We start from the raw sequence: 19,392 nt of genomic DNA, 5'->3' as shown, positions 1-19,392 counted from the left end.
ATTGAGGAAAGAACATGACTATTCGCATCTGGCATCAAAGCTTCACCGTGCTCAGCGATCTGGGTGCTTATGACCAGGCCTTGCGCGCACACTTTCGCAACGTCGCGCGGCCCGATACCGAAATCCATCTGCACGGCATGCAGCCTGGAACCTACCGCAGCAACTACCCGGGCGACGATATCAAGCACAGCGCCCTGCAATACTTGCACGGTTTGCAGTTCATGGCGGCGGGGTTGAATGCTGAAGATCAGGGCTTCGACGCCTATGCCATCAGTACCCTGCCGGAACCGGCATTGCGCGATATCCGCAGCCTGCTGGACATCCCCGTGGTTGGTTATGGCGAGTCGGCCATGCTCACTGCTTGCATGCTCGGGCGAAAGTTCGGAGTGCTGGTGTTCATCGACGAACTGGCTGAGTTGGTAACGGAAAACGCAGCGCGGCATGGTCTGAGCGAGCGCCTGGCGAGTGTGCGACATGTCGGTTTTCGCTTTGCCGATGTCCTGGCCGCCTTCAGTGATCCGCGTGAGTTGATTGAGCGCTTCCGTCTGGCTGCCCGGCAACTGATCGCTGAGGGTGCCGAAGTGATTATCCCGGGTGAGGCGCCATTGAACGTGTTGCTCGCCAGTCAGGGCATCAGTGAGATCGACGGCGTTCCCGTGCTCGACTCTCTCGGCGCCTGGATCAAACAGGCTGAGGCCATGGTTGACCTCCGTCGCGCCAGCGGGGTCCGGCCGTGCAACCGTGGTTATTTCTCTGCGCGACCCGAGCGCGCAAGGGTCAAGGAAGTCTTCGCTTTCTATGGCCTGGGAGAACGCTTCCTGCAACAGCATCCAGCCAACGAGGTGACGGCATGAATACGCGTGAATGCGATTTGCTGGTGATCGGCGGCGGTCTCGCCGGTTTCGCCGCAGCATTGACCGCCGCCGAGGCGGGTTTACAGGTCATCCTTTTGGAAAAAACCGCTGAGACGGGCGGATCTTCGGCAATGAGCGGTGGTTGCCTGGCGTTCGCGGGCACCGATCTACAGCGCGAGAACGGTATCGATGACTCTGCGCAGTTGCTCTTTAGCGACCTGCTCGAAGTGGGTAAGGGGGAGTGCGACGAGGCGTTGGTGAAGGTCTATGCCGACAATCAGTTGGCCACCTATGAATGGCTGTGTGCAAACGGCGTGGTATTTGCACCGGTCATCGAGGCGGCTTCCGGGCAGTCGGTGCCGCGGGTCCACAGCGTCGATCCGGCGGACATGATTCGCCAGCTCGAACAGGCTGCTAGCCACAGCGGTCGGGTCCAGGTGCTCAAGCAGACCCGTGCTCGCCGTTTGCTGCGCGAAGAAGGTGGGCGTGTAGGGGGGGTGCTTGCTGAGCAGGCAGGGGAAACCGTCGAACTGTTCGCCCGCAAAGCGGTACTGCTGGCTTCGGGAGGCTTCGTTCATGACCGTGAGCTGGTCCATCGTTTCGTCCCACACTATGACGGCGCAGTGTTCATTGGCGGTGCTGGCAATGAGGGTGACGGTTTGCGCATGGCCTGGGCGCTGGGTGCGGATGTGCGCGACACCGCCTATATCAAGGGGACATTTGGCAAACACCCGGTGGATGAGACCAATCACCATGCCTGCCTGGCCGTCTATAAGGGTGCCATTGCAGTGAATCAGGAGGGCCGACGCTTTGTCGATGAGTCGCTGTCCTACAAGCTCTTGGGGGATGCCTGCATGCAGCAATCCTATGGTGTCGCTTATCAGATTCTGGACCGCGACATCATGCTGAGCGGTGACAACCGTGTGCGTATTCTGGATTTCGAGCGACGCCTGGAGGAGGGGCTATTCGTTGAGGCCGACACTCTAGAAAAACTCGCGCAACTGATTGAGGTTCCCGAGCAGGTACTTCTGGCCGAGGTGGCCGCCTATAACCAGGCGGTCAATGAGGGGCGATCTCCCGACTTCGGTCGCCGCCATCTGGTGCATCAACACGGACAACTTCGTCCGATTGAACGCGCGCCGTTCTATGCCTACCCCTCTACGGCTGCGGTTTTCGGGACTTATTGTGGTTTGTGCATTGACGCGCAGATGCGCGTTCACGACGTATTCGGCGACCCGATTGAGGGTTTGTTGGCCGCCGGAGAGGTGGTCGGTGGCTTGCATGGCGCTGCCTATATGACCGGTTCGGCGCTCGGCAAGGCGGCTATCTTCGGCCGCATTGCCGCGGCTACCGCACAGACCCTGTAACGGCTGACTGGATCAGTGCCGCAAGCGAAGGAGTTGAATATGAGAATTTTGCTGTTACTGGCGGGTGTGACGGATATCCGCTTTCCGCTCCACGCGTTGGCGATCAATGAACAAGGTCTGATTGAGGAGGGCGACAATGCCAGGCGCATCCTCAGTCCGTTCGACGAGGCGGCGTTGGAGATAGCGCTGAAATTGCGTGATACCCGGGACAATGTTCAGGTCGATGTGCTGTTGCTTGGCGGCACCAACAATGAGGCGCTACTGCGTACGGTGGCGGCATTGCGGCCTGACTCGGTGCGGCGTCTTGATCTGCAGCCGGCGTGTTTATGGGATGCACAATTCACCGCCAGACAGATCGCTGACCTGCTGGCCGCTGAAGCGACGCCTGATTTACTGTTGATCGGCCGTGAGTTCGGCGACCTCGACGAAGGCAGCATTGCCGTGATGTTGGCGCAACGCCTCGGCTATTCACTGTTCGCCCTGACCCAGCATGCCGTATGGCAGGGCGATACGTTGTGCTTGTTGCGTGAGCGCGGTACGAGCGAAGAATCGCTACGCGTGAGCGGGCCGTTGTTGGCAAGCGTGACCAATGACCGACGCAATAAATTGCGTCATCCGTTGATGAAGAACGTTTTCGAGGCCAAGCGCATGACCTTTGCTGCTGTTACCGCTGGCACAGACGGGGGCACAGGGCTGCCCCTGATCAGCCTGGAGGCGGAACGAGTGGTCGAGCGCGGTGGCACGTGCCAGTTGCTCGAAGGCGGCATAGCCCTGCAGGCCGAGGCACTGGCGGCCTATCTCAAAGATCAGAGGACGCAAGCATGAGTACGCGCGAATCGGCGGCCTGGACAACCTTGGCGCTGATCCCGTTGGCGTGGGGGGAAGAAGCGCTGGAGGCTGCGCTGGCAGCACAGCAAAGCATGGCCGCGACCCATGGTGGCGACTTCGAAGTGGTACTGCTAGGTGCAGAGGAGCAGGCGGCAGCTTGCGAGCGGGCAGCGCAGGCCGGGGCAGTCCGGGTATGGCAGGTCATCCACGAGGGTCTGGCGGGCAATGACGATATGGCCGTTCTCGCCACAGCGGCAAGCGAGGCATTGCTCCGGCCACTGGCCGAGGCAGGGCAACGAACATTGGTGTTGTTGCCGCCGGGTGCCGGGGGAGAGGAACTCGCCGCACGCCTGGCCCATCAGTTAGACGGGCACGCCCTCGGCCGCTGCGCGGGGTTGCGTTGGGAGGGCAATGCCTTGCTGGCTGAACGCGTTACTTGGGGGGGACGCATACGCTTGAGCCAGCGAGTCGAGTCCGGTCTGAGCTTTGCCTGTCTGCGCAGTGGCCGGGCGAATTTCGCCAGTACCGAGCCCGCCAGGGTGACGCATACGGTGTTGGAAGGAGCGTTGCCAGTCCCTATCGGGTTGGAGAGGCGTCCGACTGGGCAGCGTCTTCCGGCGCTGGAAGGCGCAAAGCTGGTGGTGTCAGGTGGTCGCGGAGTCAACGAGCGAGGGTTTGAGCTGCTCGAAGCACTGGCTGTGGCGTTGGGGGGCACCGTCGGGGGCAGCTTGCCTGCGGTGGACGCGGGGATGGTCCCTGTGATGCGTCAGGTCGGCGTCTCGGGGAAATTCGTCAGTCCGTCAATCTATCTGGCTGTGGGGATCTCAGGCACCCCGCAGCACTTGGCCGGTATCAGCCCGCAAACGCGGATCGTGGCGATCAACACGGATGCCAAGGCGGACATCTTCAAGGTCGCCAATGTTGGCGTGGTTGCGGACTGGCAGCACCTGCTACCCGAACTGCTGCGTAGGGTCGAGGCGCAGGCGCGGGTCTGACTCAGTTGCGCCCGCGCCGTCCCGGGTGCAGCGAAACACTGTTGCTGGGAGGCGGGCGCCGTTGTGCATCCAGGGTGGCGAGCATGAAGTCGATGAACGCGCGGGTGCGTGGGGCGATAAAGCGCGCCTTGGGGGTGACGGTGTAGAACGTCCTCCCGCTGGTAGTCCAATCGGGGAACAGTTCGACCAACTGGCCGGTCGAAATCAGCGTATTGACGAAAACATCCAGTACATAGATAGCGCCTTGATCGGCCAGCGCTGCCTGGATCAGCGCATCAGTGCTGTTGAAGCGCAACTTGCCCTGAGGCACCAGTTCGACGGTCTCTTCGTCTCGGCCAAAATACCAGTTGGCAGAGGTATAACGCCCTTGGCCGAATAGACCCAGGCACCATTGTGGAGGAAGCTCACGAGGGCTTTGCGCAGTGCCGAGCTGCGCCAGCAGGGTGGGAGACATACACGCGACGTAGTGCGCCTGATAGAGCGGGCGGGCCACAAGGTCGGCGTCGTTCACCGAGTCTATGCGGATGGCGACATCGGTGCCGCTGGCAATCGGGTCCTCGGGATGATCGGTCAGGCGCAATGCCACCGACAACTCGGGGTACTGCGCGGTAAAACTCGGCAACACCGGACAGATCAGCGTTCTGGCAAATGCAGCGGGTGACGCGATGCACAACTGCCCATCAACCTCTCCTTTCTTTCGTCGCACGATGGACTCGGCCTCGTCCACCTGACGCAGCAGGGCAATGCAACTCTCGAAATAGTCTTTGCCTTCATCGGTCAGACGCAACGAACGAGTGTTGCGTGACAGCAGCGTAACCCCTAGATAGTTCTCCAGATTACGCACGCTTGCGGTAACGGTCGCATTGGCAATATCCAGAGACTCCGCCGCACGGCTGAAGCTGTCGCACTCGACGACGCGTACGAACACTTGCATGGCCCAAAGTCTGTCCATTCAGTTCTTCATCTTTTCCTAAAAGCCCATTAGCCGACGCCCACTCGTACCCCTTCGAAGCGGTTCTTATAGTACCAGTCAATTAAAGGGAGGCACTGACATGGCTGAATTTAAGTTCGATCTTGTGGTAGTGGGTTGTGGCGTCGCGGGACTTTCTGCGGCAGTAGCAGGGGCCGAGCGTGGCCTGCGAGTTGCAGTGTTGGAGCGCGCTACCCGCGAGGAGCGAGGTGGGCAGAGCCGGTTTACCGAAGCCTATCTGCGGATGAAAAATCACGATGAAGTGACCGACGACTTTGACTCGTTTCTCGCCGAACACTCAGGGTATTACCAGGACCCGGATTTCGTCGCCGAGGGACTGCGCGAACGTGAGTGTTTTTCGGCTCAGACCCGGGCTCTGGCGTCGATCGATGCCGGGGTAATCAGTGCTTTCTCCGGGCAGGTACAAGACACCATCAGTTGGCTCAAAGGCAATGGTGTGAAGTTCGACTTTCTGCCAACCCAGTTTCTGACCAGCACTCAACCTCGGCTTTTGCCGGTCGGTGGCGGTGAGGCGATCGTCGAAGCGTTGGCAACCCGGGCTGAAAAACTGGGCGCCGAATTTTTCTACGAAACCACCGGGCGTAGCCTGATTACTGCGGGATGCAACACGGTGACCGGGTTGCGGGCCTGGTCGCGTGAACACGGTGAGCACTCTTTTCTGGGCGCCGTAGTACTGGCGTGCGGCGGGTTCGAGGGCAATGCCGAAATGCTTGCTCGCTACCTGGGGCCGCGCTCGGTATTTCTTCGTCCAGTGTGCAAGGGCGGCTATTACAACCGTGGCGAAGGTATCGAGATGGCGCTGAACATTGGTGCCGCTCCGGCTGGCGAGTTTGGCAGCTATCACGCCGAGCCGGTGGACCCACGCTCGGGCGTCTCCGAGCCCTCGATCTTCATCTTTCCCTATGGCGTGTTGGTCAACCGCCTTGGTGAACGCTTTACCGATGAGGCGCCCGGCACTGTGGACGCCTGGTATGAGCGGGTGACGCGGCAGATTTATGCCCAGCCCGAGGGCATCGCATGGGTGATTCTGGATCAGCGTGTCAAGAACATTCCTAACTATCGGCTCGGCATTCGCACCGATCAACCGGCCATTGAAGCGCCGAATCTAGCCGAACTGGCGCAGAAAATCGGCGTTCCTGCTGCAACCCTGGAGGCCACGCTGGCTGGATACAACGGGGCGTGTCGCGAAGGTGGATATCACCCGTTGAAAGTCGATGGCCTGTCCACCGAAGGCCTGCAACCCCCTAAAAGCAACTGGGCGCTGCCTGTCGATCAAGGCCCCTACCTGGCCTATCCGATCATCTCTGCCAATGTATTTACCTTCGGCGGGCTGAAAGTCGACGAGCAGGCCCGGGTGGTCAACGGCGATGGCCAGCCTATCGACAATCTTTACGCCGCCGGCGAAACCGTGGGCCTTTATTTTGGCAACTACGCGGGAGGCACATCGGTACTCAAGGGGTTGGTGTTCGGGCGTCTTGCCGGCTATCACGCGGCTGGCGCCGTCTAACTGATCGGAGACATCGAGATGGGTGTAGCAATTGTTACAGGCGCCAATGGCGCTATCGGTTCAGCGGTGTGTCGCCTGCTCAGCGCAAAGGGCGAGCGGGTGGTGGCGCTAGATGTCATGGCGCCGCAACTCAAGGGTGTAGAGGGCCTGATGCTGTCTTGCGACGTCACCTCGCGCAGCGAGGTCCGAAGGGCAGTGGAGGAGGCACAGGATCGCTTCGGAGCAGTGACATCACTGGTTAATGTCGCTGGAGTGGTTTCAAAAGGAAGTGTGCTGAGCCTGAGCAATATGGAGTTCGATCGAGTCATGCGCATCAACGTGCTGGGCACGCTGATTCCCTGCCAAGTGGTGGGGCAAATAATGGCTGATCAAGGGCGTGGCGCCATCGTCAATATTGGTTCGGTTGTCGGGAAAAACGGTGGCAATGCTCGCGCATGGCTTGATCGCAGCGAAATTGAAGTCGCCGGTGGGGTGGCCTATGGCATGTCCAAGTCTGCGGTGCATACGCTGACTTTTTTCCTGGCCAAAGAGCTGGCGAGTTTTGGCGTGCGGGTCAATGGCGTAGCGCCTGGGCCTATCGGAACGGCAATGACCGATGCATTCCCGGAGAACTTGCGAGCACTGATCCCTCAAGGTCGCATGGGAAGACCGGAAGAAGTGGCGAGCGTGGTGGCCTTTCTCCTCAGCGAGCAGGCGAGTTTTATTTGCGGTGAAATTATAGATGTCAACGGCGCACTGTGGTGCGACTGAATCAACCCCGGGAGAGAGCACTATGAAAAGTATTTATCTGGTATTGGATATGCAAAACGATCTGATTCACCCAGAAGGCGCGAGCGGCAAATCGCCCATGGCCGAGCAGGTGCAATCGCGTGAAATCATCGCTCGCACTGCCGCAGCTATTGCTACGGCACGGGCTAACGGGATTCCGGTGGCGTTCGTTCGGGTTGCGTTCTCTGATGACCATCGTGAAGCCAATCCGGCCTCACAGGTGTTTGGGCCTATCGCGAAAAACGGCATCCTCAAGCTGTCGCAGTGGGGCGGTGCGGTGCATGAGGCACTGGCACCGCACGTGCAGGATTGGGAAATTATCAAGCATCGGGTTTCGCCGTTCTACGCCACGCGCCTGGAACTGCTGCTTCGCCGTGAAGGTATCGAGCGTATCTATTGCAGTGGGGTGAGCACGCAGGCCGTGGTCCAGGCGACCGTGCGCGAGGCTCATGACCGCGATTTCGATGTGGTGCTGCTGGAAGATTGCTGCGCTGCGCACTCTGCAGAAGAACATGCCAACTCTGTCGCGAGCATTGGTCGTTTCTGTCGCGTGATGGATAGCGCCACGGCGTTCGGGATCAACCAGGCCGCGCAATAGATTAGTCGGCATCGACTGGAGCATCGTGACGTGCCTGCTTCCAGTTTTCCTGGGCTCAACCTGCGGGATGAGCCTGGGTCGGTGGCCGTGCAAATCGCCTACCGGATCGACCCACACGCGCCTTCTTCTGGCGTATCTACCGTGAGCTGAACCACCCCGATTGCTACCTGGAGCGCGTCAGGGCGTTGCATTGCGGAGACGGCCCACCCGAGGTTTCACATTTCATCGGTGACAGCCTGGTTCGGTGACAGGCGCATCTTGCGATGTTTTGCCCATAACAATAATAAACACAGGAGTGCGTCATGAAGGCTTTGTTTCACCCGGGTATCTGGCTGATGAACCGTCTGGGGTTCGCCATGAAGTTCAGCCTGATCAGCGTCTTGTTCTTCGTTCCATTATTGTCTGCCAACCTCTATCTGGTACGCGATGCTTACCATGAATGGCGCGTCAGCGACACCTTGTTGGGCAGTCTGAGCGCTGTGCAACGAACCCTGCAATTGCAGCAGCAGCTTGATCTGCTCAAGGACCTGACATTGGTTCGGCAGCGAGTTGGTCAGGTCGAGCAGACGAGTGATATTCGCCAGCGGATCCTGTTGGCGGAAGAAAGCGCCGCAACGTTGATCACTGAACTTGACCAGACAGACATGAAGACTGCCGTCATTGAGCCCAAGCTCGATGCGCTGGCCCAGGACCTGAAAACGTTGCGCAACACAGACGGTGCTGCACCCAAGATGGAGCTGGCCAGCCAATTGGCGACCCATTGTGCGCTGTTCCTTGACGCTGTCATCGAACAGCAGGGATTAAGCCAGGACAACGAGCAACTGGTGCGTCAACTGAGCACGTTGGTCAGTGTTCAAACCCCTCGTCTGACGGCTCTTCTGAACAGCGCCAGAGCCTTGGGGTCGATCACGCTGGGGCAGGGCTATTTGAGTTCCAGTGACACTGTTTCCCTGGAGCAAGTCGTGGTCGGCATGGAGCATGCGAGCGTCGAGAGTGCGCAGAAATTCGAGGTGTTCAATGCACAAGAAGCAACGTCGTTGACGCCGGCGCTGCAGGCCAGCTTGCAGAGTTTTGAAACCGGCAGGCGCGCTCTCGACAAGCAAATACTCAACGCTACGGATTTGGGTCAACCATGGCCCTTTTATTTCGATCAGATGACCGTCTTGAGCAACAATGTCTACGCCTTGAACGACGCCGCACTGGTACTGCTTTCCCAGGCGTTGCACCAACGTCTGGATGAAGCGCGCGGGCAGATGATCCTGCTGTCTGCTGCATCTCTGTTAATCCTGTTGTTGATCACCTATCTGTATGGCGCGTTCTATCTTGCCACTCGCGGTGTCATCGAAGATCTGAGTCGAGTGATGGGCAAAGTGGCGAGGGGGGACATGACGGCGAATTTCGAGGTTGTCGGGCAGGATGAACTGGCAGCCCTCGGACAGGTTTTCAATGGCACGGTCGGACAGATCCAGGACTTGATCCGTCAGGTCGACGGCGTGGTGGTGCAGGTAGGGCAGCAGACCGATCTGGTGCAGTCGGTCGCCACCACCAGCTCCAGGGAAGTCACCGACCAGCGTGAGCAACTGGAACGTGTTGCCTCGGCCATGAACCAGCTCTCGGCCACTGCTCAGCAGGTGGCTCGTAACGCTTCAACCGCCGTCAGCAGCGCTCAGGATGTGAACAGGGAAACCGAGCGGGGTCGATTCAGGGTGCGCGAGCAAGTTGAAGCCATTCAGCGATTGGCCGGTGAAATCGACGACTCCATGCAGTTGATCCATCAATTGGCAACCGATAGCCAGTCCATCGGTCAGGTGCTCGAAGTGATCAGAAGTATCGCCGAGCAAACCAATTTGCTGGCGCTCAATGCGGCCATAGAAGCGGCGCGTGCGGGTGAACAGGGTAGGGGGTTCGCCGTGGTCGCCGATGAGGTTCGTACGCTGGCGCGCCGGACGCAGCAATCGACCCATGAAATCGAGCAGATGATTGGCGGCTTGCATAGCCGGGTGGCGGCCACTGTCAAGGCCATGAGCAATAGCCATCAGACTGCGAACGTGACGGTAAGTCAGGCGGATGAGGTGGAGCGGACATTAGAGAATATTGTCGTGGCCATCGGCCTGATCGTCGAACAGAGTCAGCAGATCGCGGTAGCCGCTGAACAACAGACGCAAGTCTCACTGGACATCGACAGAAGTCTGGTCGACATCAGTCGAGTGGGGGAGCGAACCGCCAGCGGCGCGATCAGATCAGAACAGGCCAGCCGCGATCTGCGCGGACTGGTCAGTACTCTGCAAAAAGTGATTGGTGCATTTCGCATCTAAATCGAAGCGAAGGACGACACAACCCTCCGTGTTGGTCAGGACAGTTGAGGCAGTTGCATCTTCTTCAGGCGGTAGTCGAGCTGAGCGCGGGTCAGCCCCAGCATGACTGCCGCTCGGGAAATATTATTAGCAGCCAGCTCCATGGCAACCTCGATATACACATCCTCAATCTGGCCAAGATCGATCGGGCCACGCTGCAAGGCTTGTCGGGCCACCGCGAGCAATTGATCGTGACTGACCTTTTCCTGTTGACCGAGGCCAACCGAAGCCACCGACTCTTCGGGCAGGCGGATACCGATAAAGCACCCATCTTCCCATCCGACTGTACCGACCCGTTCGTGTTTTTGCTGCTGTTCGATGCCTGCCAGGTGTCGCAGGTCCAGGGCCTCTCCGTCGTCGGCGAGGATCACTGCGCGCTCGATGACGTTCTCGAACTCGCGAATGTTGCCTGGCCACTGGTGGTCAAGCAGCACCTGCAACGCCCTCGGGGTAATGCCCGTGAGGTGGCGGCCATGCAATTTTGTCAATTTGCCCAGGCAGGCTTCGAGCAGCACGGGGAGGTCATCCTTGCGCTTGCGCAAAGGATCAATGGTGATCGGGAAAACGTTAAGCCGATAGAACAGGTCGCTGCGAAAGCGGCCTTCCTTCACGGCATCGACCAACTGTTCGTTGGTCGCGGCAATCACCCGTACGTTGACCTTGACCGTTTTGTTGCTCCCCAGCCGCTCGAACTCACCGCTTTGCAGCACCCGCAACAGCTTGCTTTGTGCGGTCATGCTGAGGGTGCCGATCTCATCCAGGAAGATGGTCCCCCCGTCGGCGATTTCAAAGCGCCCCGGGCGGGCTTCGGTCGCGCCTGAATAGGCACCGCGCTGGACCCCGAACAGCTCGGACTCGATCAATTGTTCCGGGATGGCGGCGCAGTTGATCTCAATGAAGGGGCAATCCGCCCGCTGGCTATTGGCGTGCAACTCATGAGCGAACATGGTCTTGCCGACCCCGCTTTCGCCAAGCATCAGTACGGTAGCGTTGGTTCCCGCAACCCTCAGGATTTTGTGCAGCACAGCGTGATAGGACGCCGAGTTGCCCACCGGGCGGTCAAGCACTAGGGCGCTGATCTTGCTCTCGCCGAGGCCGAAAGGCGAGGGCGACAGAGTGGCTGCCTGCGCCACTTTGCTGGGGGGCGGTGAGCGTCGGTGATCGGCGGCGCGAGGTTGAAAATACTTGAGATCCTCTTCAGGGTCCTCCCATTCCTCTACAGGCTTGGCGATGGCGCGGCAGACATCGTCACCCATGGCGCTGCATTCGGTTTCCCTGACCAGCACCCGCTTGCCCATCAGCCGAGTCAGAAAGCCTGAGCTGTAGCCAACCTCCATCCAGCAAATAGGGTCGGAACTGACACCTTCGGTCATGATGTGCATGTCACTTTCGATGGAGTGCTTCCATAGAAACTCGCCATACAGGTAGCCCTTTGCCTGGTCGACTTCAATGCAGACCGGAGTCACCTCGATCATGCCGGTCAACGAGCGCAACTGGGCTCCGGCTGCGAGGATGTCCAGTTGTGTGCCATTGGTGCGAGTACGGATCGCCAAATCAGCACTGCGGGTCCCGCTCAGATAACCAAGGCGGGTAAAAACCCCACGGGTGTACTCAATACCCATGCTCTCCACCAGCTCTTGACGCAAGGCACCGAACGCTTGTGCCTGCATCAACATCATTCGCTGATCGCCCAGCCAGATAATGCCCTCTTGAGCATTGAAATAAAGATGCTCGGCCAAGTCGCGCATATCAGGAAAGCGTAAGTCTGTAATCACATTGCGTGGGTTTGGACGCGCCGTTTTTTTGGAAATGGAATCTCGGCTTTTCGACGAACTCATAAACCCCTACCTTTTTTATTATTGGGCTGATTGCAAGATCGCGGTGACAACGTTTCTTGTCTTTGAAGTCCATTCACTCAGCCAACAGTCGCGGGTTATCAAACCATATTTTCAGCCTTTTGGATGGCCCTTGAGCATTTGTTTTTTAACCGGGCTGTTTATCGGCGGGTGTGAGTCTCCGGGCGCGTAAGTGGATCTCACATAATTCGTTATGAATTTGATGAAGATTCATAAAAAGGTGAAAGGACCTCGCGTTTGCCTGGCCCATTTTAGACATCGAAATGGGTGACGAATGCGCATCGCTATATTTTCTATCTTTATGAAATATAAGAGAAAAATATATTTCTTGTCACGTTTTTAAGCACCCCATTCGGTTATGGCATAGCCGTTGCAATTGCTCTGTCAACGCCCCGTGATTGCCTTCGCACGGCGGGGAAGGGGGATTGAAAATGCCCCTCCCTGAAAATAACAACAATGACAGAGGAGCTTCTCAAGTGGCTGAAATTACCAGTCTGGCCTATGCGGGATTTGGTGTTAGCGATCTCGATAAATGGCAATGGTTTGCGACAGACATATTAGGCATGCAGGTGAGCCAGCGTGATGCCGGTGGCTTGAGCTTGCGCATGGATGAATATAAGCAACGTTTCTTCCTTGAAGAAAATAGTTGCGACGATTTGCTGGTCGCAGGTTGGCAGTTGGACTGCGAGGATGAGCTTGAGGAGTTCGTCGCTGAGCTGCGCGAAAAGGGCGTCGAAGTGTCGCTGCTGCCTGCCGAAACGCTGAAGCGGCGGATGGTTGAAAAAGCTTACAGCTGTTCCGATCCGAACGGTTTCAATCATGAGTTCTTTTTTGGTCACAGCATTGCGCTGTTGCAGGATCCGTTTCGCTCGACGGTGCTTAAGGGGCGTTTCGTCACGGGTGAATTGGGCATCGGCCACCTGCTGCCCTTTGCCAAGAATGGCCCGGAGACCGTCCGCTTCTATCGTGATGTCCTGAAACTCAAGGTCAGTGATTACATCCGCGAAGAAATCATGCCGGGGGTGACGGTCGACGCGACCTTCTTCCATACCAAAACCGGGCGCCATCACTCCATTGCTACCGCTCAGGCGCCAGCTCCAAAAATCCTCAACCATTTCATGGTGCAGTCTGAGGACATCGATGACGTAGGCCAGGCCTACGACCGTTGTATCGCGGCCGGTGTACCGATCGTTCTGGAATTGGGGCATCACCCGAACGACCGGACCTTTTCCTTCTATGCGCAGACACCCTCGGGTTTCAACTTCGAGTTCGGTTGGGGCGGGGTGGTGATCGACGATGCACATTGGGAAGTTCGCAGTTATAGCCAGTTGAGCGACTGGGGACACAAGCGTAATCCGGTCGTATGAACGGGCGGCTAACGGGAGAGGCATCATGAGTATCTGGCTGGATTTTATGGGCGCGCAGATCCGCTATATCGATCTGCCTACCTATGGTGTAACCCGCATTGCCGAGGCAGGCCGTGGCAAGCCGCAGGCGCTGCTGTTGATGCACGGCATCGGCGGACACCTCGAAGCTTATGCCAAGAATGTCGTGGCACTGGCGGAGTACTTTCACGTTATTGCGTTTGACTTCGTTGGTCATGGTCTATCCGAGAAGAAGACCGATATTGACTACTCCATTGCCGACTATGTTGAGCAGTTGCGTGAATTGATGGACGCACTGGACATCGACAGGGCGCACCTTTCCGGCGAGTCGCTAGGTGGCGTGGTGGCCGGAACGTTCGCCGTACGCTATCCGAAACGAGTCTTGCGTGCCGTCCTGAACACCACTGGCGGTATTCCTGTCGTCACTGAAAAGGGCCGTCAAGACTTGGCGAATCTGGCTGCGCTGTCCGCTCGCAGTATTGGGCAAGTTCCGACGTTCGAGAGCGTTAGAGCCCGCATGCAGTGGCTGATGTATGAGGGCAACTGGCATCTGCTCAGCGCCGAGCTGATTGGCGCTCGTCTGGCGATTTATGCCTCTGAAGGTTTTCAGAAAGTGGCGCCGCTGATTTATACACGGCTGCGCAAAGTGACCTCGGGTGAAGCACAGCCAGACATGATCGAGTTGGAAAAAGTCGAGTGCGAAACCTTGCTGTTGTGGACACGCCACAACCCGATTCATGACGTAGCTGCCGCCGAATCGGCATTGCCCCGGCTGCCCAAAGGTCAGCTCTATGTCATGCACACCGACGCGGGTCACTGGCCCCAATACGAAGACGCCAAAGAATTCAACCACGTCATGGTCGAGTTCCTCTCGACCGGGAGGGTACCCGCATGATGAGCGCCGCGCTGAACACCCCTTCGCAGAGGCCCGCACCACCGCCGGTGGAAGTGGCTGACTTTTGTAAGGGCATGCGTTATCTGGCCGCCAGTTGTGTGGTCATTGCCAGCGGTGACAAGCATGAGCGTGCCGGGTTGACCGCAACGGCGGTGTGCTCGGTGACCGCCAACCCGCCGCGTCTGTTGGTTTGCGTCAATCGGAACGTGCGTGCACATGCGGTGATCCAGGCGCACCAGGCGCTGAGCATCAACGTATTGAATCGCGATCAGGAATCCATCGCCCGGCGTTTTGCCGGCATGGTTGAGGGCGTGGTGGCTGAGGCGCGTTTCGATGAAGGCCATTGGGTTTACGGAAAAGGCGGCGTCCCCATTCTGGACGATGCCCTCGCCAGTTTTGAATGCCGGGTCGTCGAGACATTGCCCGCCAGCACCCACGACATGTTCCTTTGTGAAGTGATCAGCGTTGGTGGTTGTGGTGAGGATGTCGACCCGCTGCTGTATTTCAACAGCCGCTTCACTGCGCTGCGCTAAGCCGCCTGCGCCGATAACAATAAGACGAGGAAAGACGATGAACGGATTACTCAAACAGGCCACGCCGGTATTTGGCCAGGCGATTCCCACACAAGCAGAGCTGGTGCAGCGTGCGCGCGACATGATTCCGATGCTGCGTGAGAAAGCGGCCTCGGTGGAGCGCAATCGCATGGTTTCGGCAGAAACTATCGCGACCTTCAAGGCGGCTGGCTTCTTCAAAATTCTACAACCGGCACGCCATGGCGGCTGGGAAATGAACCCTGCGGTGTTTTACAAAGTACTCATGGAGCTGGGACGCGGCTGTGGTAGCAGCGGCTGGAACATGATGATCCTGGGTATCCATCAATGGGAATTTGGCAGCATGGACCCGCGTGCCGGACAGGACGTCTGGGGCGAAGACGATGGTCTGATCGTCGCCTCGTCCTACCCTCCGTTCGGTAAGCTCGTGGAGGTCGATGGGGGCTATCGACTCAGCGGTACCTGGAAGACTTCTAGCGGCTGCGATCATTCCCACTGGGCGTTTATCGGTGCCATGCGCAAGGACGCTGAGGGCCGCATGACTGATCGCATGGCGATGTTGGTACCTCGTTCGGAGTATGAAATTGTCGATGACTGGCATGTCTTCGGTCTGGCGGGGACCGGCAGTAAAAGTCTAGTGATCAAGGATGCATTCGTCCCGGCTCACCGTGCACACAGCTTGATCGACTATCAAATGTCTGATCGGCCTGCGCATTACCTGTACCCGTTCAATCAGGTGTTTTTTGGCGCTGTTTCTGCGGTGTTGGTGGGGATCGCTCAAGGCGGCATTGACGAATATATCGAGCAAATGAAAGTACGCACCGACACCACTGGCGGTATACCTGCGGCCATGAGCCCTTACGTCAAGGATCGATTGGGCAATGCCGTGGTTCGTGTTCGGTCGGCGCGTGCCCGCTTGTTGCAGATGATGACCGAGACCACCGAACAAGTGGAGCAACGGCAGTTGGTACCGACCCATGATCGTGTGCATCACATGCTGGATATCGCGCGCGTCGGTCGCGATTGCGAAGAGGCGGTGATGTTGCTGTTCAAGGCGACTTCGGCTCGCGGCATCTACCTGGACAACGCCTTGCAGCGGATTCTGCGCGACATCATCGCGGCGGCCAATCACATCACACAGAACGCCGATGACACCGCCGGGCTGCTGGGCGGTTATCTCCTGGGGCAGAAACTACCCCCGATGGTTTTCGAAAGAGATGCCGTCTGACCGATACATGTAGTGCCTACAACAGTCAGCACTGTCGCTGGGTAGACGCCTGGCGCAGTGCAATTAAAAACAATAAGAAAGCGACGGCCAGTCCGTCACAAAGAGGCAGTGGTTATGCATATGAATGCAGCTCTCCAAACGCGCCTACCCTTTTTATCTCGTCACCGCTTTGCTCTTTCTGCGATATCCACCGCGATAGCCACGTGTGCATCACTTTCAGCATCAGCATTCCAGCTGGATACCGGAAGCGATGTGCAGGTCCGCTGGGACAACACCCTCAAGTACAGCAATGCCTGGCGGGTTAAGGGGCAATCGGACAAGTTGACCGCCGACCCTACTCTTGATGATGGCGACCGAAATTTCGATAAGGGCCTGATCTCTGATCGGGTGGACTGGCTTTCGGAGCTGGATATCTCGCGTAATGGTGCGGGTGTTCGTTTAAGCGGCGCGGCTTGGTATGACGACGTTTATAACAAGCAAAACGATAATAACTCTCCGGATACCGCGAACTCGGTCAGCGTTGATCACAACCACTTCACGCACGATACCCGTGACTTGCATGGACGCAAGGCTGAGCTGCTTGATGCCTTTGTCTACAGCGACTTCACCATGGGCGACGAGATGTGGGGGGTTGCCCGACTTGGTAAGCACGCGTTGGTGTATGGCGAAAGCCTGTTTTTTGGCAACAACGGTATTGCTGTCGGACAGCAACCGATTGATGCAGTGAAGGCGCTTTCGGTGCCGAACACCCAGTTCAAGGAACTCGGTCGGCCGGTTCAGCAATTCTCCACCCAATTGCAACTGACACCCACTGTCTCCGTGGGCGGTTATTACCAGTTTCGATGGGAGGCCAACCGTATTCCAGCCGCTGGCAGTTACTTCAGCCCGGCTGATCTGTTGGATGAAGGCGGCGAGCGGATTGTTGTGGCGACCCAGCCGGGCCTAGGCCCCGTGGCTTCCTTCTACAGGGGCCGGGATGTCAAAGCGCGTGATTCCGGCCAAGGTGGCCTGCAACTGCGTTACCGCTCCGAGGAGCTGGACACCGATTTTGGCTTCTATGCGATTCGCTATCACGACAAGAACTTTCAGGTTCAGGTTCGTCCTGGCGTCGGTGTCGGAGCAGGCGAGCCCGCAGACAAAATTGGCGAATACATGCTGGTTTACCCGGAGGACATCAAGGCTTACGGCTTCAGCGCCAACCGTGGTATCGGCAACGCCAACTTTGGCTTCGAAGCGTCCATTCGCCGCAATGCACCTTTGGTCAGCCTGACCCTGGTCGACCTGACGGGCAATGGCGATAACGATCACAACCGGCTGTATGCGGTGGGTAATACCGCTCATGCGCAGATCAACGTGATCAATGTCCTGCCCACCGATACGTTCTGGGATACCGCGACCTTGCTTGGCGAGCTGGCCTGGAACCGGACCCTGAGCATTACAAGCAATCCTGATGCTCTCGACCCGAACAGTACCCGTGATGCCTTGGCGATGCGCTGGGCGTTCACGCCGACCTACTTCCAGGTGTTCGATGGCACCGACTTGTCCGTGCCCATGGGCTTCAGCTATGGCATCGATGGACGTTCTTCTGCCGTAGGTGGTTTCAGCCAGGCCAAGGGTGGCGATTACAACATTGGTCTCTCTGCCGAGTATTTGAAGTCGCTGACGGTTTCGCTCACCTACAACGGTTTCTACGGTTCTTCGGCGCCGATAAATATCAACGGTATCAAAACCTATAAGCAGACCAATGCCGACCGCGACTTCGTTGCATTCAGCGTATCGCAAACCTTTTAAGGGGTTGAACATGTACACGAATAAAACAATAAATCGGCTGGCCTGCTTCTCGCTTTTGGCTCTGTGCCTCGATGTGGCCCACGCCGCAGTCAGCCCGCAGGAGGCTGATGCGCTGAAAGGCAAACTCACGCCCATGGGCGCCGAGCGTGCAGCCAATGCCGACGGCAGCATTCCGGCCTGGACCGGTGGTTTTACTCAAATCCCGGCAGGGTTTCAGAACGGGCATCGCAATGTCGATCCGTTTGCGGCCGACAAACCGTTGTTCAGTATTACTGCGAGCAACATGCCGCAGTACGCCGATAAGTTGGCCGACGGCGTCAAGCAACTGTTCAAGGACAATCCGCAGACGTTCCGTATCGATGTCTATCCGACCCGCCGTACTGCGGCCGCGCCGCAATGGATCTATGACAACACCTTTAAAAACGCGACCGAGGCCAAGCTTGAGGGCGACGGTTTGATCGTCAAGGGCGCTTATGGCGGCGTGCCGTTCCCGGTCCCGCAGTCGGGACTAGAGGTGCATTGGAACCATCTGTCACTGTGGCGCGGGGAGTCGACTCACAGCAAATACAAGGTATGGACCACCACTGCCGATGGTAAGCAAGTGCTGGCCACCTCGGCAGTCGATGAGGCGCAGTACCCCTATTACTACAAAGAAGGCTCGGCAGCGACCGTGCCCGATCCTGAATACATGCTGGCCATTCAGGTGACCAACGCCCCTGCCTTTCGCGCCGGTGAGGCACTGATGCTGCACAGCGGTTTTGACTACGTCAAAGGCCGCACACTCTGGCAATACCTGGCTGGCCAACGTCGTGTTCGACGCGCGCCAAGCATCAACTTCGATACGCCTAACGTTGTTGCCTCGGGGGTGAATTTCATCGATGAGAACTTCGGTGGCGTGGGCTCTCCCGAGCGTTATGACTGGAAGTTGCTGGGCAAGAAAGAAATGTACATTCCCTACAACGACAACAAGTTGCTGGCCCACAGCGATCAGGACGTGATGGGGCCACGGCACGCCAAACCGGACATGATGCGCTGGGAGTTGCACCGTGTCTGGGTGGTTGAATCGACGCTCAAGCCGGGCAAGCGTCACGCCGTACCCAAGCGTGTCTATTACTACGACGAAGATAACTGGGGCTCGGCGATTATGGATGGCTGGGACGCCGAAGGCACGCTGTGGCGTACCTCGATGACCACCCCGTTTGCTGCACCGGACATCCCGGCCACCGTCAACTACTGCACCAGTTTTTTCCATGACCACCGGACTAAGGCTTGGGTTTACAACTGCGCCTTGGGTGATGCTGGCAATGATCAATACAGCACTGCCGAGCGTCGTCGTGAAAGCTTCTTCTCGCCGGAATCACTGACCAACCAAAGTGCTCGTTAAGCGCTGATGGCGGTTGCTGCCTGCCCTTACTGTCAGGGCA

General features: G+C 57.9%; 15 protein-coding genes and 2 pseudogenes. 15 read left to right on the top strand and 2 right to left on the bottom strand.

Features of this window, described 5'->3' with window-relative positions:
• Positions 1-14 precede the first annotated feature (14 nt).
• The 4 genes from AC1MEA_RS22500 to AC1MEA_RS22485 are packed head-to-tail and all read left to right on the top strand — an operon-like array spanning position 15 to position 4,044.
• Positions 15-854: an aspartate/glutamate racemase family protein gene (locus tag AC1MEA_RS22500; protein ID WP_480417466.1), complete on the top strand. Its 840-nt coding sequence runs from the start codon at positions 15-17 to the stop codon at positions 852-854.
• Positions 851-2,221, top strand: a complete 1,371-nt coding sequence (locus tag AC1MEA_RS22495; protein WP_480417465.1) for an FAD-dependent oxidoreductase — start codon at positions 851-853, stop codon at positions 2,219-2,221. Before AC1MEA_RS22500 ends, AC1MEA_RS22495 begins: the two co-directional genes overlap by 4 nt.
• Positions 2,222-2,260: 39 nt before the next feature.
• A complete protein-coding gene (locus tag AC1MEA_RS22490) occupies positions 2,261-3,046 on the top strand; it encodes an electron transfer flavoprotein subunit beta/FixA family protein (protein WP_480417464.1) in 786 nt (261 codons plus the stop codon).
• Complete coding sequence (locus tag AC1MEA_RS22485) at positions 3,043-4,044, top strand: electron transfer flavoprotein subunit alpha/FixB family protein (protein WP_480417463.1); 1,002 nt, start codon at positions 3,043-3,045, stop codon at positions 4,042-4,044. Before AC1MEA_RS22490 ends, AC1MEA_RS22485 begins: the two co-directional genes overlap by 4 nt.
• Position 4,045: 1 nt before the next feature.
• Here AC1MEA_RS22485 and AC1MEA_RS22480 read toward each other — a convergent pair whose 3' ends face one another.
• On the bottom strand, positions 4,046-4,996 hold the full coding sequence (locus AC1MEA_RS22480; RefSeq protein ID WP_480417462.1) for a LysR family transcriptional regulator: 951 nt from the start codon (positions 4,994-4,996) through the stop codon (positions 4,046-4,048).
• A 100-nt stretch (positions 4,997-5,096) separates the two neighbouring features.
• Between AC1MEA_RS22480 and AC1MEA_RS22475 the strand changes: the two genes are divergently transcribed.
• From AC1MEA_RS22475 to AC1MEA_RS22455, 5 genes and pseudogenes are all read left to right on the top strand, one after another.
• Positions 5,097-6,542: an FAD-dependent oxidoreductase gene (locus AC1MEA_RS22475; protein ID WP_480417461.1), complete on the top strand. Its 1,446-nt coding sequence runs from the start codon at positions 5,097-5,099 to the stop codon at positions 6,540-6,542.
• Positions 6,543-6,560: 18 nt separating this feature from the next.
• The gene (locus AC1MEA_RS22470; RefSeq protein ID WP_219061910.1) at positions 6,561-7,292 is read left to right on the top strand and encodes an SDR family NAD(P)-dependent oxidoreductase; all 732 of its coding nucleotides are present in this window, start codon (positions 6,561-6,563) and stop codon (positions 7,290-7,292) included.
• Positions 7,293-7,314: 22 nt separating this feature from the next.
• Positions 7,315-7,908 carry a cysteine hydrolase family protein gene (locus AC1MEA_RS22465; protein ID WP_480417460.1) on the top strand — a complete coding sequence of 198 codons (594 nt, stop codon included), beginning with the start codon at positions 7,315-7,317 and terminating at the stop codon, positions 7,906-7,908.
• A 302-nt stretch (positions 7,909-8,210) separates the two neighbouring features.
• Positions 8,211-9,317: pseudogene (locus tag AC1MEA_RS22460) on the top strand (methyl-accepting chemotaxis protein); the annotation flags it as partial.
• 387 nt (positions 9,318-9,704) lie between these two features.
• A pseudogene (locus AC1MEA_RS22455) lies at positions 9,705-10,223 on the top strand (methyl-accepting chemotaxis protein); the annotation flags it as partial.
• Positions 10,224-10,258: 35 nt separating this feature from the next.
• Here AC1MEA_RS22455 and AC1MEA_RS22450 read toward each other — a convergent pair.
• Positions 10,259-12,100, bottom strand: a complete 1,842-nt coding sequence (locus AC1MEA_RS22450; RefSeq protein WP_480417459.1) for a sigma 54-interacting transcriptional regulator — start codon at positions 12,098-12,100, stop codon at positions 10,259-10,261.
• Positions 12,101-12,594: 494 nt separating this feature from the next.
• On the opposite strand from AC1MEA_RS22450, the gene AC1MEA_RS22445 reads away from it, so the two are divergent.
• From AC1MEA_RS22445 to AC1MEA_RS22420, 6 genes are all read left to right on the top strand, one after another.
• Positions 12,595-13,485, top strand: a complete 891-nt coding sequence (locus AC1MEA_RS22445) for a VOC family protein (protein WP_480417458.1) — start codon at positions 12,595-12,597, stop codon at positions 13,483-13,485.
• A gap of 25 nt (positions 13,486-13,510) precedes the next feature.
• Positions 13,511-14,398: an alpha/beta fold hydrolase gene (locus tag AC1MEA_RS22440; RefSeq protein WP_219061905.1), complete on the top strand. Its 888-nt coding sequence runs from the start codon at positions 13,511-13,513 to the stop codon at positions 14,396-14,398.
• A complete protein-coding gene (locus AC1MEA_RS22435) occupies positions 14,395-14,931 on the top strand; it encodes a flavin reductase family protein (RefSeq protein ID WP_219061904.1) in 537 nt (178 codons plus the stop codon). Before AC1MEA_RS22440 ends, AC1MEA_RS22435 begins: the two co-directional genes overlap by 4 nt.
• A 37-nt stretch (positions 14,932-14,968) precedes the next feature.
• A complete protein-coding gene (locus AC1MEA_RS22430; protein ID WP_219061903.1) occupies positions 14,969-16,177 on the top strand; it encodes an acyl-CoA dehydrogenase family protein in 1,209 nt (402 codons plus the stop codon).
• Positions 16,178-16,297: 120 nt separating this feature from the next.
• Positions 16,298-17,968, top strand: a complete 1,671-nt coding sequence (locus AC1MEA_RS22425) for a DUF1302 domain-containing protein (RefSeq protein ID WP_480417457.1) — start codon at positions 16,298-16,300, stop codon at positions 17,966-17,968.
• Positions 17,969-17,978: 10 nt separating this feature from the next.
• Positions 17,979-19,352 (top strand): DUF1329 domain-containing protein, encoded by a 1,374-nt coding sequence (locus AC1MEA_RS22420; RefSeq protein WP_219061901.1) that lies wholly within the window; start codon positions 17,979-17,981, stop codon positions 19,350-19,352.
• Positions 19,353-19,392 lie beyond the last annotated feature (40 nt).

This window comes from Pseudomonas sp. ASL8 (genome assembly GCF_056680355.1).
This window is presented reverse-complemented; position numbering and strand designations above follow the sequence as displayed.